Below are 21957 nucleotides of genomic sequence, written 5' to 3' on the forward strand. Positions count from 1 at the left end.
GTTCAGGCGGAAGCAATAGGCCAGCCAGATCGTCAGAACGCAAAAGCTGGAATCCACCAGCAAAGCCAGAGCGCGTTTGGCAACCCGCGGCATCGCCAGCAGAGGAGTGACGAGCGCTTGCATCGGCGTTAGGAACCATGCCGAGCGCGACGTCTCAGTGGGCGTATTGTCAGGCATTGCTAACCAGCGTCTCGTGGATCAATCGGACAAGCACCTTCTTGTCATTTTCTGCAACGAGCGCAACTGAAATAATCGGAAAGCACAGTCTTCCGCACCGTTCATCTATCAGAAGTAGGTGGTTTAATGCCGTATTCCCTTTCGGCGGATAACCTTCCCTGCGGTCATAAACAGGACGCGCATATCGAAGCCGAATGAACGTCGCTCGAGATATTCGACGTCGAATTTCACCTTCTCTGGAATCGGCAACTCGTCGCGGCCGTTGATCTGTGCCCAACCCGTCAATCCGGGCAGTAACTTGTCGACGCCGTGCGCCGTCCGCAATTCGATCAGATCATCCTGATTGTAGAGCGCCGGCCTGGGTCCGACGAAACTCATTTCACCCTTGAGAATGCACCAGAGTTGCGGCAGTTCGTCGAGGCTGGATTTGCGCAAAAAAGAGCCGATGGGTGTCAAAAACCGATCCGGATTTTCGAGCAGATGCGTGGCAACCGTTGGTGTGTCGACGCGCATGCTGCGGAACTTCGGCATCAGGAAGATCTGATTGAAGCGGCCGACACGTTTTGACCAATAGAGGATTGGTCCCGGCGAGGTGAGGCGAACACCAAGAGCGATGATAAGGATCGGAACGAGCAGGATGATCGAAGCAATCAAAGCCAGGAAAAAATCCACCGCCCTCTTCAAACCCATGTTCCCCAGCTCTCTTCCCTACCACCGGCGGTTCCCGCCATTTGCGCTATCGATTGCCGTATCGTCAAAAAGCATTTCGCGTCAACTGCGCGAAATCGTACCCTCTGTGGACCGGCGTGGTTGATCATCGGACTCATTCATTTCCCTGGTTCCGAAGAACCGAGCATCCTGTAACTCTTTGATCACAAACCTAGAAGCGTCCAATAAGAAGCTATCTCGCCCTTCATTTCCGTCACATTTCATTAACCATAATAGTCACCACACAAAGGAAGAGCGAATTTCATCCCGCTTTACCTCTCACCGGCGAATTGATACGGGCGAGCGCCATCAACATCGGTCCGATGGCAAATTCCCCCTTTTCGGCGCGGCGTGTCAGATCGCGCAGATAACCGCCGGCGGAGGTGATATGCCCTGCCCTTTCGAGGACGCAGGCCATGACGGTGGCAGCGTTTTCAGCTCCCATGATCTCGCAGGCCTGCTCATAGGCCGACGGACTGACGCCGAGCATCGACCGGACGACCACGGCCGCGGCCATCAGATCGCGCCACGTGCCAATCGCGCCCTGGGGTCCGTATGCTGTGATTTCCGGACAGGCCTGCAGCACCAGTCCCAGCGGGAAGGATTTGAGCGCAGCGTTGGCCGAGGCGGCGGCGTTTGCGCCCGAGACAGGTTCGCTTTTCCGCTCAACCTTCTGTATTTGTTCTGTCGGCCCGACCCGACCTTTCGATCGGTCATCCGCCGTCTCGCCCTGCTTCCTTTCGAAAGCTGGTTCAAGTTCAGTAATGGATTGTGGATTTGAATTCTGTATGTGCCGCTCAGTCTGTTGGGCATTGCCGCTTTGATTATGGGTTTTAACCTGCATTTCCAACTGATTGACGATCTCTTCGCGCAGCATCTCCATTTCGTCGAGCGTAGTGGCGATTTGTTCGGCGGACGGCGACCGTGGCAGTTGCTCGACGACATTGCGAAAATGCAGATGAATAGCGCTCCAATCGCCAGCAGCACCCTCCTCCAAGGCCATCTCGATCAGCTTGGCGACGTCGCGCCGGCAAAGCGTCAGACGTTCTCTCAGCCGCTGCAGGTGCAATCGCTCCGCCACCACCTCCGCCGCCAGCCGCTCGATCTCCTCAGCACGCACGAGCAGCGGCGCCAGCGAAAAGCCGAATGCTTCGCGCAGTTCTCCACCCTGCTCCTTGCGGGCGTAACGCTTACCGTTTGGGCTATCCTTGCGGATCAACAGCCCGGCCTCGATCAAGGTCGCCAGATGCCGACGGATCGTCTGTTCCGCCATTCCATGCGCGCGCAGCGAGAGCTGTGCATTGGAAGGAAACACGACGAGCCCGTTGTCTTCGGAGAGCTCTCCCTTGGGATAAAAGCTCAGCAAGGCGTTCAGAATGGCGAGCGCCCGGTCGGTGATGCCGAGCAACGGCCTGGCCTCGCACAGCGCGCGATAGAGTTTCCACTTATCAATTGATTGGCCGGGCTCGATTTTTCGAGCAGCCGCCTGGCTTGCTAACATGCCAAGCGTCATCGACCGCCGCCCGAAGGGCGTCGTCACACTTCCGCTTTCCATTTTCTTCGCCTTCTTCAAGGCAAAAGATCACAGCTCACCAAATTCGGTGCCAAAGACTCTTGACTATGATTCGCGGAAATGTGATTCTCTGGGTGTCTAGATCAGAGAGGGCTTCCGCGGCGGCAACGTTCGGGGGCCTTTTCTTTTGCTTATTGATCTCCGTTTTTCGTCAAATCCTGTGTCTTCTCGAACGCCTCGTAAAGACGATCCAGATTGCTGGCGATATAGGCTCCAAAGGCTGACGCCTTCTCCGCCTTCAGCGCGATGGTGAACTGCTTCCCGTCATCCTTGATCTTCGCCTTGACCGCGCCGTCCTTGCGCTGCCAAGCGCGAGCGGCAGGCTGAAGCGCCGCTATGGATGATATCGGCTGTTGCCTTCTGCTGATGAAGGCAACCAGCATATCGAAGCGGGCATCCGGCTCCGCCGTCTCGAATTCTGCCGACGTGCTGAACTCTATCGCCCGAGCAGAGATGTTATCGGTCTCGAATTTTACCGACAGATCGTGCCAGCGGTCACGGCCGATGGTCTTTGCCGCACCGATTGCGGTCAAGACTTCGGCTGGGATCCGTTTGGTGACAGACAGCATCTTAGAAACCGTCGTTTTTTCGGCGCTGAGCGCCGACATGATTGTATCCCTATCGAAACCCAACGTGTCGAGCTTGTCGGCGAACATCGTCCTCTCGATGAACGAAAGATCGGCGCGCGCCGAATTCTCCTGGCCCTGCGCGATGACATGATCGCGATCGTCAAGCTTTTTGACGACGGCGCGGACAGGTCTACCCAGCTCTTTGGCGGCCCGGGCGCGACGGTGGCCGAAGGCGATCTGATACCGGCCGTCCTTTTCCGGATGCGGGCGAACGAGGATCGGTGAATCCTGACCCCGCTGGCGGATAGCCTCGACCAATTCGCGAAACTGTTCGTCGGTATGCGCCAGCCGGTCCATGACGAACGAATCTTCGATCAGGGCAGGGTCGAGATCAATCACCGTCTCGCCGGTCGCCAGCTTCTCCTCGATGGCTTTGGCCGCATCCGCCTTGGCAGCTAGCGCATCGATGCTGCGCGTCACCGCACCAAGAGCGCCGATCCCCTTATAGGCGATATGCTGTTTCTCGTCCCTGTGGGGCGGCGCATCTTCATTGTTTACCGCAGTAAACTTCTTGGAATCGTCCATCAGGCCCGAGAGTAAGTTTTTACGCGCCATCAGCCAGCTCCCCGCCCCGGTTTACCGCAGTAAACTTCTCGGTCATTTCCGCCCCCAGGCCTTGTGAACGAGATCGACGATCTCATTATTGACGGCATCCATCGCCTCCATGGCGCGGTCGTAGGTCGCGCGGGTAAACTGGCTCCGCTCCACCTCATAAAGCGTCTGGTTGGTCATCGCCGCATCGGAGATCGCGACACTGCGCAACATCGGATTGGTCAACACATGGTTCTTGAACATCGAACGCATGAAGGCGACCATCTGCGTCTGCGGCCCGTCCTGCGGGTCATAGCGGGTAACAAGATAACGCAGCCAATCGAGATTCATGTTGCCCCCAGCGCCCTTCAGCGTGTTCAGCACCTCGCCGAGCATCTGCAGAAACTGGCACATCGACATGACGTCGAGCATCTGAGGATGGACGGTGATCAGAACCGCTGTTGCGCCGCAAATCGCGCTCATCGTCAAAAAGCCGAGCTGCGGAGGGCAGTCGATGATGACGACATCGTAATCGTCGGCGACCGAGGACAGCGCCTCGTCAAGCCGTGCAAAGAAGACGCGTCCATAGTCGCCGGCCTTGCCCTGTGCAAGCACCCGCGGCGTATCATGCTCGAATTCCATCAATTCGAGATTGCCCGGCACCAGATGAAGGTTCGGAAAATTCGTCGGCCGGATGATCTCCCTCAGCGGTCGCCGCTGATCGTCATAGCGAATGGCGGCGTAGAGCGTCTCGTTTTCGTTAACATCGAACTCAGGCTGAAAACCATGAATGGCGGAGAGAGACGCCTGCGGATCGAGGTCGACGGCAAGCACCCGATGACCAGTCAGGGCAAGATGCTGGGCAAGATGCGCGGCACTCGTCGTCTTTCCACTGCCGCCCTTGAAGTTGACGACCGCTACGACCTGCAGATGTTCGTTGCCTCGACGATGACTTAGGTAATGGGTTCCGGCACGCGTATTGTGTTCGAGGAAGCTGCGCATCTCTTCCAACTGCGCCGCCGTATAAGAGCGACGGCCGGACGGCGTGACCTGGGGAAGAGGGCCCTTGCCCTCCAGCGACAGATTGCGAAGGTAGCCGCTGGTGACGCCGAGGAAGCGCGCCGTTTCAGCAAGCTGAAACTCGCGCAACCCCTTCAGCGCGCGCGGCGGAAACATTTCGAGCCGATGCTGCTTTAGCTTGTCGGATAGCTCCTGCGCCTGACCAATAATCAGCTGGTCGACATCGGAAATTGCTTTTTCTATCTGCGGTGCCATATTCATGGAAATCTCGGAAATGCGATTTAAAAGCCCTGCGAGCCTAGAAAGCGCATTTAGTCCCGATTCTAGCAGAGTGGCAAGGCAAATAGGGTTAACAAGACCCTATCGCTGGGTTGTCCAATCTTTTTCAGAGGCTTGGACATGCGGCCGGTGGCGCTACCGGTGCAGCAAATCGCGTCGTTGCAGACCGAATCGCAAGAATAATGGCCACATCGGCATCATAGCCGATCAGAAAAACTGAGAATCGAATTATCGATACGTGCGGCTCCCCGAAGCAAGCCGGCAACGGCGAGGCATGTGGCAGGGGAAGGGCATTTAGTGCCGCGTACCGAGCAGGCCGCCGCCATCCTGGCCGCTTTCGTGGGAAAGGGACACGCCGCTTCTGTCGAGATCCTGCATGAGGGCGCCGAGCGCAAGGTCCAGGCAATAGGCGGAAAATTCGGCATTCAGGTCTCTGGCGTTCTCTCGGGCATAGGCAACGAGCCTGGCGAGCGATACCAGCTCCTTGAGTTCGTCGTCACTTTTCGGCGCCATCATTGCTTCGGTTGCATCATGCATTTGAGAATTCTCCGGCTTGCCTTGCCAGCGCCTGCCGACAAAGCAAAGGCAGCTTAATCCCCTTGAACGAAAGAGGCGCGTGACACGGGCGTGACAGGATTTTTCGGCACCGCTTTCCGGCGTCAGGCCTCAGAAGCCGGCCTTGCGTAGAGCCACGCGATACTGTTCCTTCTGCCATTGCTCTTTGAAAGGAACGACGGAAAGCCATTTGTCGACATCGAAATCCGGATAGATCTCCCGCACTTTGCGCATATAGATACGCGCGTTTTTCATATCGCCGAGCATCGCCCAGCAGGCAGCCGAAAGCCGGTCCGCCGGGGTGCGGTCGTCCATTGCCGAGATTTGCTCCAGCGCCTCGGCATAGTGGCCGAGGGCGAAATTCGCGCCCGCCGCCGTCCATAGATAGTCGGTCGGGGTCAGCGGGTTGAGGGAGATGGCCCGCTCGATCTTGGCCAATGCATCGGCAGGGCGCGACGCGTGGACGAGCGTATCGGCATAACTTGCAATGCCGTCGGCATAGTGCGGGCTCAGCTCTTCCGCGAGCTTCAACGCCACGACGCTTTCGTCAAGATCCCCGAGATAAAGTTTGGCAACGCCGAGCTCACGAAAGCCCGCTGCAAGCGACGGATCAGCGACGATTGCCCGGTTCGCATAGTCCTCCGCAAGTCCGAGCAACTCGCTGTCGCCGCGTGCCGTCAGCAACCATTCGACGAGAAAGGTGCGCGACAATCCGCTGAGCGCAGGGGCGAAATGTGCGCTGTGCTGAAGCGCCTCGCGGAAAGCCTTTCGGGAGCGGCGAACATCGGGGAGGGCGAGCCGCTTGATATCCCGGAGACCGAGAAGGTAGCTGTGATAGGCAGCCGAGTTGCCCTCGAAGGAATCGCGCATGGTTTCATGCCGGCGGACCTGCCCGGCAAGCTCTCGAGCGATCTGCCGGGCGATGTCGCGCCGGTGACTTATCAATTCGTACTTCTCGAGGCTGAAACGTTCGGCCCAGATAACTTCATCGCTGCCGGCATGGATCAGCTGGACAAAGAGCGCACGATTGCCCGCACGATCGGTCAGCCTCGTGTCGAGAACATAAGTAATCGAATGACGCAGGATCAGCTCAGTTCTGTCGGCATTGCGTGCAATCCGAGCGGCCGTGTGGGGCGCCACCACCGAAACCGTGTTCAGCGCGCAAAGGCCGATGGTCACGTCCTCGATCAGCGCTTCGGAGAGCATCGGCAAGGCACCCACATCGGTCTCGCCCGGCGGCAGCAGCACCAGACGGGGCAGGGGACCAGGAACTCGAACGTCGCCGTCGCTGAGCGGCATCGCAACGCTCTGCGCAGGTTGACCACCTGCAAAGATTTTGCGGACCTCTGCCAGCGCCTGGACATCAAGGCCGATATCGAATTTGCTTTCCAGCTGATATTTGCTGGTCTCGAAAAGGCGGCGCGCTTTCTCCAACTGTCCTTCGGACTCGTAGGCATCGAGAAGGATACGACGAATGTTCTCGTCATCCGGGGCCTCGCGAAAAATCCTAAGCGCCGCCTCCTTGATCAGGCTCACATCCTCTCGCGACCGGGCCGCCGGCAGCGCCGTCTTCAGCGCATCCACCAAGATTGCCATATGCCTGTCGCGCTGACCGGCGATCCATTGCCGCGTACCGACGCTTTGGTCGGCGAGCCCCGCCAGGAAATCCTGGCGAAGGATAGTAACCAGTCGCCGCAGCTTGCCAAGGGCGTCGTCGCTGTCGTGATTGACGAGTTCGGAGAGATCACCAGCAAATGCGTCCGGCCTGACCCGCACACCGGTCGCCGTGAAGATCAGAAGTTCGGTACCGAGCTGGGTCTGACGCGCCTGGACACGCGATATGGTCTTGCGCAGGTTGGCCATGATGTCAGAATTGTCATGGCTGTCCCACAAGAACCGCGCCAGCGCCGAGCGCGGAAATTCGCTCCCAGCCCCTTCGCGCAGATCACGGTCCAGCAAATAACAAATCGCCAACAGGCCCTTTTCCGGAAAAGCCGCTGGTTTCCCGGCCGGGTCGATCAACCGCAACTCACCAAATGACTCGAGCCGGAGTTTCATGCGAATATGCCTGACTATTCTCCAAGCGGAAGGCTGATATCCGCTGCGGAGGCGCCCAATGTTACACTGCGGCTTTCCGTCTGCGCCATTGCCTTCACCAGTGCAATGACTGATTCACGGATTTTCCGGTCGGCAATCTTCAGAAAAGCACGATTGAGCACCAATCCCTCTTTCGTTCTGAGGAATTCGACGACGGGATCGGTGTTTGCGGGCAGTTCCAACCCTTGCAACGTCAACGGCTCGGAATTTTCCTGTTCAAAGAAGAAGCTCGGCGACGTATGAAGCACCTCGGCTATGCGCTGCAGACGGCTCGCGCCGATGCGGTTGATGCCCTTCTCGTATTTCTGAACCTGCTGGAAGGTCACGCCGATTTGGTCGGCAAGCCGTTCCTGGCTCATTCCGAGCAACTGCCGGCGCATTCTTATGCGCGCTCCGACATAGCCGTCTATCGCATTCGGTGTCTTGACATTCATCGTGTGTTTTCAGCCTCAATCGCATTTTCCATCACCGCAGCTGTAGTATCTCGCGCCCCAGTTTTCCATGGTTGTTTTTACATCGTAGGCTATATACGCCGCGATGGCGATCGATTGTGGTATGAAAGCCCCTCAAGTCAGAGGTGAAGCGACGCAGCCTTAGGCGGCAAAAGGGCAAATCGAACAAAAGCCGTACCGATCCTGATGAAATGGGACTGTGATTACCCCCTGGCTTACGCTAAATGCACTTCATCGACCGTCGCTTGATCATCTCTCCCAGCCCCGATCGCCCGACATCCATCGAACAAAAGCGACGCGGCACGGCAACCAACCGGGCCGTTCAGGAGGAATGTCCATGGCAACCGTTGCCGAGACCGCGCCCCGTTTCCAAAAAACAACGATGTCCATCCTGGTGGCGGTCAGCTTCTGCCATATGCTGAATGACATAATGCAGTCGCTGCTCGCCTCGCTCTACCCGCTGTTCAAGGCGAACTACGATCTCGATTTTGTTCAAATCGGCCTCCTGACGATGACCTTCCAGGTCACCGCTTCACTGCTGCAGCCACTGGTCGGCGTCGTCACCGACCGCTGGCCGATGCCCTATTCCCTGCCAGTCGGCATGGCGAGCACCTTCTGCGGCCTCATCCTGCTTGGCAACGCCGGCAGCTTCGCATTGCTGCTCGTCGCCGCCAGCCTGATCGGCTTCGGTTCGGCGGTCTTCCATCCGGAATCCTCGCGCGTCGCCCGTCTTGCCTCCGGCGGTCGCCACGGTTTTGCGCAGTCGTTCTTCCAGGTCGGTGGTAATGCCGGCCAGGCGCTCGGCCCGCTGCTCGCTGCCTTTATAGTGCTGCCGCTCGGCCAGCACAGCGTCTCCTGGTTCGCCGCCATCGCCATGGTCGGCATGGTCGTGCTGAGCTGGGTCGGCAACTGGTACATGAGCCACAGGCGCCAGAACGCCAGCAAGCCGGCGGCAAGCCGGACCCTGCCGCTGCCGCAGAACAGGGTTGTCTGGGCGCTGCTGATTCTCGTCCTGCTGACGGCAACAAAGAATGTCTACATGGCGAGCGTGTCGAGCTATTTCACCTTTTATGTCATCGACAAGTTTGCGCTGAGCATACAGCAGGCACAGCTGATGCTCTTTCTGTTCCTTGGCTCGGTCGCCGTCGGCACGTTCCTCGGTGGACCGATCGGCGATCGCTTCGGCGCCCGTTTCGTCATCTGGTTCTCAATCCTCGGCGTCATTCCTTTCGCGCTTCTCCTGCCCTATGCGAACCTTTTCTGGACCGGCATCCTCAGCGTCGTCATCGGCCTGATCTTCGCTTCGGCCTTCTCGGCGATCGTGGTCTTCGCCCAGGAACTGGTGCCTGGGCGCGTCGGCCTGATTGCCGGCGTCTTTTTCGGCTTTGCATTCGGGGCAGGGGGGCTTGGCGCAGCATTGCTCGGCAGTTTCGCCGATACTCACGGCATCGACTTCGTCTACCGCGTCTGCTCCTACCTGCCGCTGCTCGGCCTCCTGACGGTCTTCCTGCCGCGCATTCCCAAGCAGAAACCTGCCTGAGGCGATATCGCCCCGGACGGTATCGAGCCCGAAGCATCAGGCGATTTCAGACGCTATGATCACTCACGGGATGAACGTATTTTTCTCTTCCCATAGGGCGGGAGGGATCACCATTCCTTTAATCCACTATTTTTATAGATAATATTCGTCCGATGATACCGCCGGTCTCGGCATGATATTGGAAGGAAACGGCATGTCTGCTTACAAACTGGTTGGCCTTGCGGGTAGCTTCAACCGCCCCTCGAAGACCTTAGCGCTTGTCGAAAACATTGCCGGCCTCGCCGGTGCGACATACGGCTTCGACAACACCCTCTACGACCTCACCGATGTCGGCCCCTCGCTTGGCCAGGCGCTGCGCCGTGACGATCTCGACATTCGCGCAAAGGAAGTCATCGACGACATCGTCAATGCCGATCTGCTGGTCATCGGAGCGCCGACCTACAAGGGCAGCTATCCCGGCCTCTTCAAGCATCTGATCGACCTGATCGACCCGCATGAGTTACGCGCCAAACCAATCATCATCACCGCGACCGGCGGCGGCGAGCGCCATGCGCTGATGGTCGAGCATCAGTTGCGCCCGCTCTTTGGCTTCTTCATGTCGCATACGCTGCCGACGGCCGTCTACGCGTCCGACCGCGACTTCACCGATTACCGTGTCGCATCCGAACCGCTTTCCAACCGCATCACCGAGGTTGTCGGTGAGCTCGCGGCCTTCTTTCCCAGCCGGGGTCACGCTCTTATCGCTGCCGAATGAAGAGTGTCGGAACTTTAAAACGGCGCCCGCTGAGGCGCCGTTTTCGTTTTTAGGACCCATTCGGAAGCCGTCATGGTTCACAAATTTGATGGAAATTTATCCTGCCGATATCGATGGCAGGGCAAGAGTTTTTCCGACCCTTCCTCCACATCAGACATTCGTGCTTCGCGCCCGATAGGCGCATTTGCCATGATCGGCCAGCTCGGGGCGCTTGGCCTCATTCAGTCAGACGGGATATAAAATGACCAAGAATAAAAATCACGGCCTCCACCTTTCGCGCCGCGCAACTCTTGCCGCCGTTTCCGCCGCCGCGCTCTTTGCCTTTGCAGTGCCCGCTCCCTCCTTTGCCGAGGATAAGTCGATCAAGGTCGGCATCATGGCCGGCGAAGAGGAAGACATCTGGCGCGTGGTCACGAGCGAGGCTGCCAAGAATGGCCTCAAGATCGAGACCATCACCTTCAACGACTATACGCAGCCGAATGAAGCGCTGGAGCGTGGCGAACTTGACGCCAACGCCTTCCAGCATCAGCCCTATCTCGACAACCAGATCAAACAACACGGTTATCATATCGTTCGCGTCGGATATACCGGGGTCTGGCCGATCGGCCTCTACACCAAGAAGTACAAATCCGTCGGCGAGATCCCCGAAGGCGCGGTCATCGGCGTGCCTAACGATCCCTCGAACGAAGGCCGGGCGCTGCGCGTTCTCCAGAGCGAAGGGTTGATTAAACTCAACGACGGCACAGGCATTCTGGCAACGGTCGCCGATGTCAGCGACAACCCGAAGAAGATCGAGATCAAGGAACTCGATGCCGGCATCGTTGGCCGTTCGATCGATGATCTGGACGCCGGAGTCGTCAACACCGACTGGGCGCTGAAGAGCGGTCTTTCGCCGGCCGAGCGCATTGCCCAGGAGCCGATCGCCGATAATCCCTACCGCAACTTCATTGCCGTCAAAGACGAGAATAAGGACGCCGAGTGGGTCAAGACGCTTGTCTCTTCCTATCAGAACGATACCGTCAAGGCCGAGTTCGACAAGGTCTACAAGGGAACGGGTCTCAGCGCCTATTGACCCGAAATTAGGCCGGGGTTAAGGCCTGCCGAGATGCGGTCCGGGGGTTCTTGCCCGGGCCGCCTTCCGTGTTTGCAAGGAAAAACACATGAATTCCTTTGTTTCCACCACGGTGATCGAGGCACAGCCGCAAGCGGCGGTCGAAGAAGTGGTGAGGCTTAACGACGTCAAGCGGCGGTTCGGAGCCACGGCCGCCCTTGACGGTATTTCACTGACGGTCAGAAAAGGCGAGATCCTCGGTATCATCGGCCGTAGCGGTGCCGGCAAATCGACGCTGATCCGCTGCCTGAACGGCCTGGAGCGCGCCGATAGCGGCGAGATCCTGATCGAAGGCCGCGACATCACCGGACTTGCAGAACAGGAACTGCAGCCGCTGCGCCGCCGCATCGGCATGATCTTCCAGCACTTCAACCTGCTTTCGGCCAAGACCGTCGAGGAAAACGTCGCGTTGCCGCTGAAAATCGAGGGCATTGCAAAGAACGAGCGCTTAAAACGGGCGTACGAGTTGCTCGATTTGGTCGGTCTTGCCGACAAGGCGAAAGCCTATCCCTCATCGCTGTCCGGCGGTCAGAAACAACGCGTCGGTATTGCCCGGGCGCTTGCGGCACGCCCAGCACTGCTGCTGTCCGACGAGGCGACGTCGGCGCTCGATCCGGAAACGACCCGGTCGATCCTGGCGCTGCTGAAGGACATTAACCGTAAGCTTGAACTGACCATTCTGCTGATCACCCATGAGATGGAAGTGGTGCGCGGCATTGCCGATCGCGTGGCGGTCATCGATGCCGGGCGGATCGTCGAGGAAGGGCAGGTATGGTCGGTCTTTGCCAACCCTAACGCTGATATCACCGCAAGCCTGCTCGGCGGCATCCGTCCGCAGCTTCCGGATCACATCGCCAGCCGGCTGTCGGCAACAACAGGCAGCGACGCAATCCTCAGCGTCGATCTCGCCGGACCTGAAGCGCAGGGTGCGCTGTTTGCCGAACTCTCTGCGGCGCTGCCGCATTCCTTCCGGCTCGTGCATGGCGGCATCGATCATATTCAGAACCAGCCGGTGGCGCGGTTCTTCATCGCCATTCCCATGCGCGACCCTGCGCTTGCCGGAAAGGTCGAACAATTCCTGACGGCCCGGTCCGCCCGGGTGGAGGTGCTTGGTTATGACACCGATCATGCTTGAACTGCTTGTTCGCTCCCTATGGGAGACGATCCTGATGACTGTCGCCTCGGGCGTGATATCACTCGCCGCCGGCCTGCCGCTCGGCCTTGCGCTGGTGGCAACGGCACGCGGCGGCATCGCCGAAAACCTCTGGATCAATCGCGTGCTCGGCGGCATCATCAACGGCTTCCGCTCGGTGCCCTTCATCATCCTGCTGGTGGCGCTGATCCCGCTGACGCGGCTGATCGTCGGCACCGCACTCGGCACATGGGCAGCCATCGTGCCGCTCGCCATCGCCGCGACGCCCTATTACGCCCGTATCGCCGAAGTGTCGCTGCGCGAGGTCGACCGTGGGCTGATCGATGCCGTGCGCGCCATGGGCGGCGATCGCTGGACGATCATTCGAGAGGTGCTGGTGCCCGAAGCGCTGCCGGGCATCGTCGCCGGTTTCACCGTCACGCTGGTAACGCTGATCGGCGCCTCGGCGATGGCCGGCGCGATCGGCGCCGGCGGCCTCGGCGATCTCGCCATCCGCTATGGCTATCAACGTTTCGAAACCAATGTGATGATCGCGGTGGTGGTAGTACTCATCGTCCTCGTCTGCGGCATCCAGTGGCTCGGCGACCGGCTGGTCGCCAAGCTGGATCATCGATAGATCAGCGCCGGTATCCGGCAGCGGGATGAGCGGCGGGCAACCTGCCGTTCCCGCCGCCGAAGAGCTTCTGCCGCAATGGCCCTTCGGTATAATCGGCCTTGAAGACGCCGCGCTCCTGCAGCACCGGCACCACCAGATCAACGAAATCGCGCAGGCTCTCCGGCGCCACTGTCCGTGCGAGGTTGAAGCCGTCGATACCGCCTTCCTCGATCCATGTCTCGAGGTGATCGGCGACCTGCTGCGGCGAGCCAACCATCGGCTTCATCCGGCTACCGAGGACCATCTGGTCGATGATGTCACGTGGTGTCACCGACTTTGCCGCCTGTTTGGTGATTGAAGCAAGTGCCGATTGATTGGCGTTCGTCGACCTCTGATCGATGACCTCATCCAATCCATATTTCGACAAGTCGATGCCGATAGAGGCAGAGTAATGCGCAAGCGAGGCCTCGACGCTCGAATGCCGGCGATAATCCTCAAGCTTGTCGTGTGCTTCCTTCTCAGTCCGCCCAACGACGACGCTGATCAGGTTCAGGATCTTCAACGCGTCGGCGCCGCGGCCGAACGCCGCTGCCTTCGCCCGCAGCGCATCAACGGTCGATCTCGCAGCCCTGGGAATCGGACTGGCGATGAAGACACATTCGGCGTGTCGTGCGGCAAAATCCTGCCCGCGGGCCGAAGCGCCGGCCTGGAAGAGCAGGGGCGTGCGCTGCGGAGACGGCTGGCAGAGATGGATGCCCTCCATCCGGTAATATTTGCCGTTGTGACTGACAGCTCGCACTTTGGAGGGATCGGCATAGATGCCGCCCGCCTTGTCGCGCAGAACCGCATCGTCATCCCAGCTGCCCTCCCAGAGCTTGTAGACGATCTCGAGATATTCCTCGGCGGCGTCGTAGCGCGCATCATGTTCCGGGAGCTTGTCGAAACCCATGCTGCGGGCAGCGCTGTCGAGATATCCGGTGACGATATTCCAGCCGATCCGCCCCTTGGTCAGGTGATCGAGCGTCGACATGCGCCGCGCCAGCAAAAAAGGCGGCTCGTAGGTGGTGTTGACCGTTACGCCGAAACCCAGATGTTTGGTGACATAGGCCATCGCTGAAATCGGGATCAACGGGTCATTGACGGGGACCTGCGCCGCCGTCTCGATCACCGGCGCCGGACTGCCCTTGTAGACGTCATAAACGCCGACGATATCGGCGAGGAAGATGCCGTCCAGCTTGCCGCGTTCGGCGGTCCTGGCGAACTCCGTCCAGTAATTGAGATCGGTATAGTCCACCGACCGGTCCCGCGGATGTGTCCACAGGCCATGGTTGATATGCCCGACGCAATTCATGTCGAAGGCATAGATCTGCATTGTCTTCATGAGACGAGTCCTGACGAGGGAATAACAATCAAGGATTTGTATCGCACGGCGATCCTGTGGAATGGTAGGGTGCGGAAGAAAAAGCCGGAGAAAACGCATGACGAAGAAGACGCTGTCGGATTGGACGGAGCTCGCGCAGAAGGAATCGCGCGCCTCGCCAGAAACCCTGACCTGGCAGACGCCGGAGGGTATCGCCGTCAAGCCGCTCTATACGGCCGAGGATCTCGAGGGCGCCGATCACCTTGGCTCGCTTCCCGGCTTTTCGCCCTTCACCCGCGGCCCGCGCGCGACGATGTATGCCGGCCGGCCCTGGACGATCCGCCAATATGCCGGCTTCTCGACGGCAGAGGCATCGAACGCTTTTTACCGGAAGAATCTGGCCGCCGGTCAGAAGGGCCTCTCCGTCGCCTTCGATCTCGCCACCCACCGCGGTTATGACAGCGACCATCCGCGCGTCGAAGGCGATGTCGGCAAGGCGGGCGTCGCGATCGACAGTGTCGAGGACATGAAGATCCTGTTCGACGGCATTCCGCTTGCCGACATGTCCGTCTCGATGACCATGAACGGCGCCGTCATCCCGATCCTCGCCTCCTACATTGTCGCCAGCGAGGAGCAGGGCGTTTCGAAGGCCGATCTGTCGGGCACCATTCAGAACGACATCCTCAAGGAGTTCATGGTCCGCAACACCTATATCTACCCGCCGGAACCGTCGATGCGGATCGTTGCCGACATCATCGAATATACGGCAAGGGAGATGCCGAAATTCAACTCGATCTCGATCTCCGGCTATCACATGCAGGAGGCTGGCGCGACGCTCGTCCAGGAACTCGCCTTCACGCTTGCCGATGGTCGGGAATATGTCAGGGCGGCGATCGCCAAGGGGCTGAGTGTCGACGATTTCGCCGGAAGGCTCTCCTTCTTCTTCGCCATCGGCATGAACTTCTTCATGGAGGCGGCCAAGCTTCGTGCCGCCCGCCTGCTTTGGACCCGGATCATGGAGGAGTTCCAGCCAAAGAAGGCTTCCTCGCTGATGTTGCGCACCCATTGCCAGACCTCCGGCGTCTCGCTGCAGGAACAGGATCCCTATAACAACATCATTCGCACCGCCTTCGAGGCGATGTCGGCCGTGCTCGGCGGCACGCAGTCGTTGCATACCAATTCCTTCGACGAAGCGATCGCGCTGCCGACCGAATTTTCGGCCCGCATCGCCCGCAACACTCAGCTGATCCTGCAGCATGAAACCGGCGTCACTAGGGTGGTCGATCCGCTGGCTGGCTCTTATTACGTCGAGAGCCTGACGAAGGAGCTCGCGGAAAAAGCCTGGGCGCTGATCGAGGAGGTGGAGGCGCTCGGCGGCATGACGAAGGCCGTCAACGAGGGTCTGCCGAAACGGCTGATCGAGGAAGCAGCCGCGCGGCGCCAGGCGGCCGTCGACAAGGGCGAGGAGGTCATCGTCGGCGTCAACCGCTACAGGCTCGACAACGAACAGCCGATCGACATTCTGGAGATCGATAACAGTGCGGTGCGCACAGCCCAAATCAAACGCATCGAGGAAACGAAGCGGCGGCGTGATAGCAACGCCGTGCGCGAGACGCTGGCGAGGCTGATGAACACCGCACGCAGCGGCAACGGCAACCTGCTCGAAGCCGCGATCGAAGCGGCGCGAGCCCGCGCTACGGTCGGTGAGATATCGGATGCCATGCGCGAGGCCTTCGGCGATCATGCCGCCACGCCGGAGGTCATCACCGGCGTCTATGGCGAGGCCTATAGCGACGAGCCGGAACTCGCCGTGCTGAAGGCCCGCATGACGGAGGTGACGGAAGCGATGGGGCACCGGCCGAAGATCATGGTCGCCAAGCTCGGCCAGGACGGGCACGACCGGGGCGCCAAGGTGATCGCTTCAGCCTTCGGCGATATCGGTTTCGACGTGCTCGCCGGCCCGCTGTTCCAAACGCCTGACGAGGCCGTCGAGATGGCGCTCGGCGAAAAGGTCAATGTCGTCGGCGTCTCATCGTTGGCGGCCGGTCACAGAACGTTGCTGCCGCAGTTGATCGACAGACTGAGAGCGCAGGGCGGTGACGATATCATCGTCGTTTGCGGCGGCGTCATCCCGCGGCAGGATTATGAATTCCTGCACGAACACGGCGTTGCGGCCGTGTTCGGTCCGGGCACCAACGTCCTCGAAGCGGCAAACTCCGTCCTCGACCTGCTGCAGGGCAGGCGGCGGAACCAGTAAGAGGGCGTAGCGTTGTTCTCCCGCTAAACGCTAGACTAATGGAGAACAAAGGGGGAAAGCGTTTATGCGCCCTCATCAGATAGCCAGATCCGCAATTGGCCGACGGGCTTGAAACCCAGCTTTTTCATTTCGTCTAGCACTTCACCGCGATCATATCCGACAAGGGGCAAATCGGCTGCAAAAGCGATAGTAGCCAATGAAATTGCATCCTGGAAGGCCTGAGGCGTACCAGCCAAACTAAAAATATTGGAGATGCCTACAACCTGCGGCGATCGATTTGCGATGCATCCCGCATCAAAGCCGTCGCCGGCCAATCGACCGTAGATGTGCATGTCGGGATCGGAAAGCAGGGCAGGTGTGAAGACGTTGGCATCGGTCGGGCTACCAGACTCTTTCCAGGAACGTTCCCAGCGATCCAGCGCTGCCGCCTCGCGAACGCGTACCCAACCTTGAGGCGCACTCGATGAGCTTTTATGAGGTTCAACCCAAATCCATGATGCGGAAAACAACAACCGGAACCCGTTGTTGTTGAGATCTAGCTTGGAAAAGCCGTCTTTGATACCAGGTCGCCGTCCTAGCCGATCTGTCAGCCGATCGATTTCAATCAGCTGCTCCTGTGTTGCATCCCGGTCGAGTGTCGTCATGTTGGAATAGTATGGAGGTGCGATTGCATCACTTGACCAAAACGCACTGGTTCGCTGATCAGGCAATCCATGGGCACGGAATATTGCCCGGTACAAGTCGGCATTGTTAGCGGCACAAAACCGCACTTTTTCTTCATCTGAGCGTTTCGGGATACCGCTTTGTAAAGAGCTATCTGTCATAGCAAACCTGTTGATCAGAGCAGCCGATACATTTCGCGACAAGCTGTGCGCTCAATAACTTATAGCAATCCGCGCTTCGCCAGATTGAGCATCAGCGCCGAAATGCCGAAGGTCCAGGGTGGGCATTCGGTGGAGAGACGCACAGTGTTGACGAGGGCGCCGAGCCCTGCCGAGGAGATCTCGACGACATCGCCGATCTTGTGAGTGAAGCCCTGCTTCTGCGCGTCGCGGTCCTGCGTCGGCGCAAACAGTGTGCCGAGGAAAAGCATGAAACCATCCGGATATTGATGATGGGGGCCAAGCGTCTGCTTGACGAGATCGGTCGGGTCGCGGCTGATCTGCGACATCGAACTCTTGCCGTGCAGCACGAAACCGTCCTTGCCTGACACCTTCAGGTCGAGTTCGGCTTTGCGCACATCATCGAGGCCGTAACCGGCATCGAATAGCCGGATGAAAGGACCGATCGAGCAGGAGGCGTTGTTGTCCTTGGCCTTGCCGAGCAGCAGTGCCGAACGCCCCTCGACATCGCGCAGGTTGACGTCGTTGCCGAGCGTCGCCCCCTTGATTTCGCCGCGGCTGTTGACGGCGAGCACGATTTCCGGCTCGGGATTGTTCCAGGTCGAGATCGGATGCAGGCCGACATCAGCGCCCCAACCGACGGAAGACAGCACGGGCGCCTTGGTAAAGACTTCGGCATCGGGACCGATGCCGACCTCGAGATATTGCGACCACATGCCCTCGTCGATCAGGGCCTGCTTGACCTTGGCGGCTTCCTGTGAACCAGCCTTCAGATTGGTGAGGCTGCCGCCGATCAGCGTGCTGACGCGCTCACGGATCGAGGCGGCGCGTTCCGGATTGCCGGCGGCCTTTTCTTCGATGACGCGCTCGATCATCGACTGAGCGAAGGTGACGCCGCAGGCCTTGACTGCCTGCAGGTCAACAGGCGCAAGCAGATAGGGACGCGCTTCATCCGGTGCTCCGGAGCTGTTGGCGGCGATCTCCTCCACGGAGCCGACCGCCTTGCCGCCTGCAGCGCGGACAAAGGCGGCGGCATCCTGTCTCTCGAGCAGGGCGCTCAGCGTCGGCGCTTCGCGCGACGTGATGTCGACCAGCACTCCGTCGCGAAGTGTCACGACGCTCGGCCCGCCAACCTCGGGATTCCAGATGCGGCCGACAAAAAGACCGGCCGAAGCGGCAGCATCGAAAAGGGGATGAGACATGGCAATCTTCCATCACAGGCGAGCGGGGAGCGCTCTTTAAAATTTTTCGGAGTCGTTGCCGCTCTCCAGCCCAGCGGCGGCCGAAATCGATCACATTCATGGAGATCGAGCAAGATACGGCTAGGAAAAAGACTTTCACGTGAGCGGATCGAACGGCGACCTTCTGGCGGATTGCAATCGCCGAAAGCACGCAAAATAACTATTTAGATACAAAATAATCATTATACTTCATATACTTAATTCATGACATGGCCGTTTTCGCCTCTTGTCTTATCTTGACAGACGCCAGCTTTCGTTATCTGTTTTGCCCGACATGGAGGAAGCTGGCCTCGGCGGGCCGGATGAACATCCCAGGAGGATATTGCAGCGATGTTGAGATTTGCCGTCGTCGGAATCGACCATGGGCACACGTTCGATCACGTGAAGGGATTGCTTGCCTCAGGCGGCGAGTTCGTCGGCTATTGCCCGCAGACTTCGGTGCCGGCATTGCGCGAGGCCTTCGAGAAGACCTATCCCGACGTGCCGCAGATCGACCGGGAAAAGCTGTTCGAGGATCCGTCGATCGATGTCATCTGCATTGCCGCGATCCCACGTGACCGCGCCGGGCTTGCCGTCCGCGCGATGAGGTCGGGCAAGGATGTGATGACCGACAAGCCCGGCGTGACGACCTTCGCCCAACTGGAAGAGGTCAGGCGGACCGTCGCCGAGACCGGCAAGATCTTCTCGATCTGCTTTTCCGAGCGTCATTGCGTGCGCTCCGCTGTCAAGGCCGGCAAGCTTGTCGCCGAAGGCGCGATCGGCAAGGTGATCCAGACGCTCGGCGTCGGCCCGCACCGGCTGCAGCTCCCGACCCGACCGCACTGGTTCTTCGATCCCGAAGCCTTCGGCGGCATCATCGTCGATATCGCCTCGCATCAGGTCGACCAGTTCCTGTTCTATACCGGCTCGATCACAGGCGAGGTCATCGCAAGCTCGATCGGCAATTTCGGCATGCCCGACAAGCCTGATTTCCAGGATTTCGGCGAGGTGCTGCTGCGCTCCGACCGAGCGGCGGGTTATGTTCGCGTCGACTGGTTCACCCCGGAGGCGTTGCCGACCTGGGGCGACGGCCGCCTCACCATCCTCGGCACCGAAGGCTATATCGAACTACGCAAATATATCGATATTGCCGGCCGGCCGGGCAAGGATCACCTGTTCCTGGTCAACGGCAAGGAGATGACCCACATCGATTGCAGCGATGAAAAGCTCGACTATTTCGATGCTTTCACCGCCGATGTCGGCAATCGCACGCAGACGGCGATGACGCAGGATCACGTTTTCGAAGTCTGCCGCCTTTCGCTTGAAGCCCAGACGAAAGCCGCGCGGATCGGCGCTCGCTGAGGAGGATATCATGACCAGGAAATTGCGCGTCGGTGTCATCGGCGCAGGCATCGCTGCGCGGCATCTGGCCGGCTTCGGCTGGAACGAGGAGCTTTTCGAGGTTCCCGTGCTCTGCTCGCTCGACGAGGAACGCGGCAGGGCTCTGTGCGAGGAGTACGGCATCGGCGAGTATACGCAGGACGCAGATTCGCTGTTTGCCCGTGATGATCTCGATATCATCGACATTTCGACGCCGCCGAGCTCGCATTTCGAACTCTGCCGCAAGGGCATCGAATCCGGCAAGCACGTCATCTGCGAGAAACCGCTGTTCGGCTCGATCGCCGAGGTCGACGAGATGGGCCGCATCCTCGCCCGTTTCCCCGGCAGGAAGCTGATGCCGATCTTCCAGTATCGTTATGGGTCTGGCCTGCAGAAGCTGAAGCTGCTGATCGAAAGCGGCCTCGCCGGCAAGCCGTTCCTGACGACGATCGAGACCCATTGGTGGCGCGGCCCGGATTATTACGCCGTGCCGTGGCGCGGCAAATGGGCGACTGAACTCGGCGGCGGCCTTCTCGGCCATGCGATCCACGCCCATGACATGCTGAACTATGTGCATGGTCCCTGCGCTGAAGTGTTTTCCTATGGCGCGACACTGGTCAACCCGATCCAGGTCGAAGATACGGCAGCGCTTTCGGTCAAGATGCAGAATGGCTCGCTGGCGACGCTGTCGATGACGCTCGGCTCGCGCAAGGAGATCTCGCGGTTGCGCTTCTGCTTCAGCGATCTCGTCGCCGATAGCATCCTCGAACCCTATACGATGGGCCGCGATCCCTGGGTCTTCACCGCAGGAACGGAGGACCATCAGGCGCGGATCGACGCGGCGCTCGCCGCATACGTGCCCGGCGAGGACGGCTATACCCGTCAGTTCGAGCTCTTCCATAAGGCGATCGTCGAGGATACTGCGCCGCCGGTGACGCTACAGGATGCCCGCAATTCGCTGGAGCTGGTGACGGCCGCCTATTTCTCGCAGCGCACCGGTCAGCCAACGCCGATGCCGATTGCCGCCGATCATCCGCTCTATCGTTCCTGGCTTCCGGAAGAAGAGCGGCGCGCGGCTGCCGGCTAGAACAGGATGATTTCAGGCCGAATCGGCCTGAAATCTGAATCCTCTTCTAAATTAAATAGTTAGAGCATGATGTTGTCCGAAAACCGCTCACACTTTTCGGCATCATGCTCTGAGCAGGGAAGGGCGCTCTCATGCTGAAATCCTTCGAACATGTCGGCATGACGGTGAGCGACATGGACCGCACTGTGGTTTTTTACTGCGGCCTGCTCGGCCTGCGCCTGCATCTGCGCAAGGTCATGGCCGACGGCTCTGAGATCGCCTTCCTCGATGCCGGCGGCGGCATGCTCGAAATCTTCGCACCGGCGGGCGGTGCGGCAAGGGCAGTGGATGTGCCGGAGGCTACCGCCGGCCTGCGTCATCTGACCTTCCTGTTCGAAAATGTCGACCAGACCTTCGCCCGGCTGGAAATGGCCGGCGTCGGGATCAAGGAGCGGCCGCGCCTGGCAATCAATGCCGAGGTGCTTCACAAGGTTGCCTTCCTGCGCGATCCCGACGGCATTCAGATCGAACTTGCCGAGAAACGGTAAGCCGTCAGCGCAAGCCGGGTCTGCCGATCGCCCTGGTTCGCGCGGTCAGCCCCGTCAGGAGATGCGCAACCAGCCGCTTGAACATCCGTCGCCATTCTTCGCTCCTCACG

19 protein-coding genes are annotated in these 21957 nt (G+C 59.5%); 9 read left to right on the forward strand and 10 right to left on the reverse strand.

The annotated features are described in order from the left end of the window. Positions 1-300: 300 nt before the first annotated feature. From HJB89_RS18360 to HJB89_RS18390, 7 genes are all read right to left on the reverse strand, one after another. Positions 301-867 (reverse strand): sugar transferase, encoded by a 567-nt coding sequence (locus tag HJB89_RS18360; protein WP_207585842.1) that lies wholly within the window; start codon positions 865-867, stop codon positions 301-303. Positions 868-1147: 280 nt separating this feature from the next. After that, positions 1148-2440: a plasmid replication protein RepC gene (gene repC, locus HJB89_RS18365; RefSeq protein WP_221150349.1), complete on the reverse strand. Its 1293-nt coding sequence runs from the start codon at positions 2438-2440 to the stop codon at positions 1148-1150. A 149-nt stretch (positions 2441-2589) separates the two neighbouring features. After that, the gene (gene repB / locus HJB89_RS18370; RefSeq protein WP_221150350.1) at positions 2590-3642 is read right to left on the reverse strand and encodes a plasmid partitioning protein RepB; all 1053 of its coding nucleotides are present in this window, start codon (positions 3640-3642) and stop codon (positions 2590-2592) included. A gap of 42 nt (positions 3643-3684) precedes the next feature. Beyond that, a complete protein-coding gene (gene repA, locus HJB89_RS18375; protein ID WP_221150351.1) occupies positions 3685-4899 on the reverse strand; it encodes a plasmid partitioning protein RepA in 1215 nt (404 codons plus the stop codon). 312 nt (positions 4900-5211) lie between these two features. Next, a complete protein-coding gene (locus HJB89_RS18380) occupies positions 5212-5454 on the reverse strand; it encodes a hypothetical protein (protein ID WP_207585846.1) in 243 nt (80 codons plus the stop codon). 129 nt (positions 5455-5583) lie between these two features. Then, positions 5584-7530, reverse strand: coding sequence for an SARP family transcriptional regulator (locus tag HJB89_RS18385; protein ID WP_221150352.1), 1947 nt, complete (start codon positions 7528-7530; stop codon positions 5584-5586). 14 nt (positions 7531-7544) lie between these two features. Continuing rightward, complete coding sequence (locus HJB89_RS18390) at positions 7545-8003, reverse strand: helix-turn-helix domain-containing protein (protein ID WP_207585848.1); 459 nt, start codon at positions 8001-8003, stop codon at positions 7545-7547. A 355-nt stretch (positions 8004-8358) separates the two neighbouring features. On the opposite strand from HJB89_RS18390, the gene HJB89_RS18395 reads away from it, so the two are divergent. The 5 genes from HJB89_RS18395 (at position 8359) to HJB89_RS18415 (ending at position 13195) form a co-directional block, all read left to right on the forward strand. Continuing rightward, positions 8359-9561 carry an MFS transporter gene (locus tag HJB89_RS18395; protein WP_207585849.1) on the forward strand — a complete coding sequence of 401 codons (1203 nt, stop codon included), beginning with the start codon at positions 8359-8361 and terminating at the stop codon, positions 9559-9561. A gap of 193 nt (positions 9562-9754) precedes the next feature. Further along, complete coding sequence (msuE, locus tag HJB89_RS18400; RefSeq protein WP_207585850.1) at positions 9755-10315, forward strand: FMN reductase; 561 nt, start codon at positions 9755-9757, stop codon at positions 10313-10315. A 241-nt stretch (positions 10316-10556) separates the two neighbouring features. After that, on the forward strand, positions 10557-11387 hold the full coding sequence (locus HJB89_RS18405; RefSeq protein ID WP_207585851.1) for a MetQ/NlpA family lipoprotein: 831 nt from the start codon (positions 10557-10559) through the stop codon (positions 11385-11387). Positions 11388-11475: 88 nt separating this feature from the next. After that, on the forward strand, positions 11476-12561 hold the full coding sequence (locus tag HJB89_RS18410) for a methionine ABC transporter ATP-binding protein (protein ID WP_207585852.1): 1086 nt from the start codon (positions 11476-11478) through the stop codon (positions 12559-12561). Further along, positions 12542-13195, forward strand: coding sequence for a methionine ABC transporter permease (locus HJB89_RS18415; RefSeq protein WP_207585853.1), 654 nt, complete (start codon positions 12542-12544; stop codon positions 13193-13195). Before HJB89_RS18410 ends, HJB89_RS18415 begins: the two co-directional genes overlap by 20 nt. A gap of 1 nt (position 13196) precedes the next feature. On the opposite strand, the gene HJB89_RS18420 is transcribed toward HJB89_RS18415, so the two are convergent. Continuing rightward, positions 13197-14555, reverse strand: a complete 1359-nt coding sequence (locus tag HJB89_RS18420) for an LLM class flavin-dependent oxidoreductase (RefSeq protein WP_221150353.1) — start codon at positions 14553-14555, stop codon at positions 13197-13199. A 97-nt stretch (positions 14556-14652) separates the two neighbouring features. Between HJB89_RS18420 and scpA the strand changes: the two genes are divergently transcribed. Beyond that, a complete protein-coding gene (gene scpA, locus HJB89_RS18425) occupies positions 14653-16791 on the forward strand; it encodes a methylmalonyl-CoA mutase (protein WP_207585855.1) in 2139 nt (712 codons plus the stop codon). A gap of 62 nt (positions 16792-16853) precedes the next feature. Here the strand turns inward: scpA and HJB89_RS18430 are convergent, their stop codons facing one another. Both HJB89_RS18430 and HJB89_RS18435 read right to left on the reverse strand, forming a co-directional pair. After that, positions 16854-17615 carry a hypothetical protein gene (locus tag HJB89_RS18430; protein ID WP_207585856.1) on the reverse strand — a complete coding sequence of 254 codons (762 nt, stop codon included), beginning with the start codon at positions 17613-17615 and terminating at the stop codon, positions 16854-16856. Between the two features lie 59 nt (positions 17616-17674). Beyond that, entirely contained in the window at positions 17675-18835 is a 1161-nt protein-coding gene (locus HJB89_RS18435; protein ID WP_221150354.1) for a fumarylacetoacetate hydrolase family protein, read from the reverse strand. A 369-nt stretch (positions 18836-19204) separates the two neighbouring features. Here HJB89_RS18435 and HJB89_RS18440 point away from each other — a divergent pair, with 369 nt between their 5' ends. From HJB89_RS18440 to HJB89_RS18450, 3 genes are all read left to right on the forward strand, one after another. After that, positions 19205-20215 carry a Gfo/Idh/MocA family protein gene (locus HJB89_RS18440; protein WP_221116218.1) on the forward strand — a complete coding sequence of 337 codons (1011 nt, stop codon included), beginning with the start codon at positions 19205-19207 and terminating at the stop codon, positions 20213-20215. 10 nt (positions 20216-20225) lie between these two features. Then, positions 20226-21320, forward strand: a complete 1095-nt coding sequence (locus HJB89_RS18445; protein WP_207585859.1) for a Gfo/Idh/MocA family protein — start codon at positions 20226-20228, stop codon at positions 21318-21320. A 131-nt stretch (positions 21321-21451) separates the two neighbouring features. Beyond that, positions 21452-21847 carry a VOC family protein gene (locus HJB89_RS18450; RefSeq protein WP_221150355.1) on the forward strand — a complete coding sequence of 132 codons (396 nt, stop codon included), beginning with the start codon at positions 21452-21454 and terminating at the stop codon, positions 21845-21847. Positions 21848-21957: the final 110 nt, after the last annotated feature.

This window comes from Rhizobium sp. NZLR8 (assembly GCF_019685025.1).
In the GTDB taxonomy this organism is placed as follows: domain Bacteria; phylum Pseudomonadota; class Alphaproteobacteria; order Rhizobiales; family Rhizobiaceae; genus Rhizobium.

Excerpts from the sequence above, each read along its gene's own strand:
- HJB89_RS18430 (WP_207585856.1), bottom strand. The coding sequence starts at position 17,615 with ATGACAGATAGCTCTTTACAAAGCGGTATCCCGAAACGCTCAGATGAA.
- repB (WP_221150350.1), bottom strand. The coding sequence starts at position 3,642 with ATGGCGCGTAAAAACTTACTCTCGGGCCTGATGGACGATTCCAAGAAG.
- msuE (WP_207585850.1), top strand. The coding sequence starts at position 9,755 with ATGTCTGCTTACAAACTGGTTGGCCTTGCGGGTAGCTTCAACCGCCCC.
- HJB89_RS18440 (WP_221116218.1), top strand. The coding sequence starts at position 19,205 with ATGTTGAGATTTGCCGTCGTCGGAATCGACCATGGGCACACGTTCGAT.
- repA (WP_221150351.1), bottom strand. The coding sequence starts at position 4,899 with ATGAATATGGCACCGCAGATAGAAAAAGCAATTTCCGATGTCGACCAG.
- HJB89_RS18415 (WP_207585853.1), top strand. The coding sequence starts at position 12,542 with ATGACACCGATCATGCTTGAACTGCTTGTTCGCTCCCTATGGGAGACG.
- HJB89_RS18395 (WP_207585849.1), top strand. The coding sequence starts at position 8,359 with ATGGCAACCGTTGCCGAGACCGCGCCCCGTTTCCAAAAAACAACGATG.
- scpA (WP_207585855.1), top strand. The coding sequence starts at position 14,653 with ATGACGAAGAAGACGCTGTCGGATTGGACGGAGCTCGCGCAGAAGGAA.
- HJB89_RS18405 (WP_207585851.1), top strand. The coding sequence starts at position 10,557 with ATGACCAAGAATAAAAATCACGGCCTCCACCTTTCGCGCCGCGCAACT.
- HJB89_RS18445 (WP_207585859.1), top strand. The coding sequence starts at position 20,226 with ATGACCAGGAAATTGCGCGTCGGTGTCATCGGCGCAGGCATCGCTGCG.
- HJB89_RS18435 (WP_221150354.1), bottom strand. The coding sequence starts at position 18,835 with ATGTCTCATCCCCTTTTCGATGCTGCCGCTTCGGCCGGTCTTTTTGTC.
- HJB89_RS18380 (WP_207585846.1), bottom strand. The coding sequence starts at position 5,454 with ATGCATGATGCAACCGAAGCAATGATGGCGCCGAAAAGTGACGACGAA.
- HJB89_RS18360 (WP_207585842.1), bottom strand. The coding sequence starts at position 867 with ATGGGTTTGAAGAGGGCGGTGGATTTTTTCCTGGCTTTGATTGCTTCG.
- HJB89_RS18390 (WP_207585848.1), bottom strand. The coding sequence starts at position 8,003 with ATGAATGTCAAGACACCGAATGCGATAGACGGCTATGTCGGAGCGCGC.
- repC (WP_221150349.1), bottom strand. The coding sequence starts at position 2,440 with ATGGAAAGCGGAAGTGTGACGACGCCCTTCGGGCGGCGGTCGATGACG.
- HJB89_RS18450 (WP_221150355.1), top strand. The coding sequence starts at position 21,452 with ATGCTGAAATCCTTCGAACATGTCGGCATGACGGTGAGCGACATGGAC.
- HJB89_RS18420 (WP_221150353.1), bottom strand. The coding sequence starts at position 14,555 with ATGAAGACAATGCAGATCTATGCCTTCGACATGAATTGCGTCGGGCAT.
- HJB89_RS18410 (WP_207585852.1), top strand. The coding sequence starts at position 11,476 with ATGAATTCCTTTGTTTCCACCACGGTGATCGAGGCACAGCCGCAAGCG.
- HJB89_RS18385 (WP_221150352.1), bottom strand. The coding sequence starts at position 7,530 with ATGAAACTCCGGCTCGAGTCATTTGGTGAGTTGCGGTTGATCGACCCG.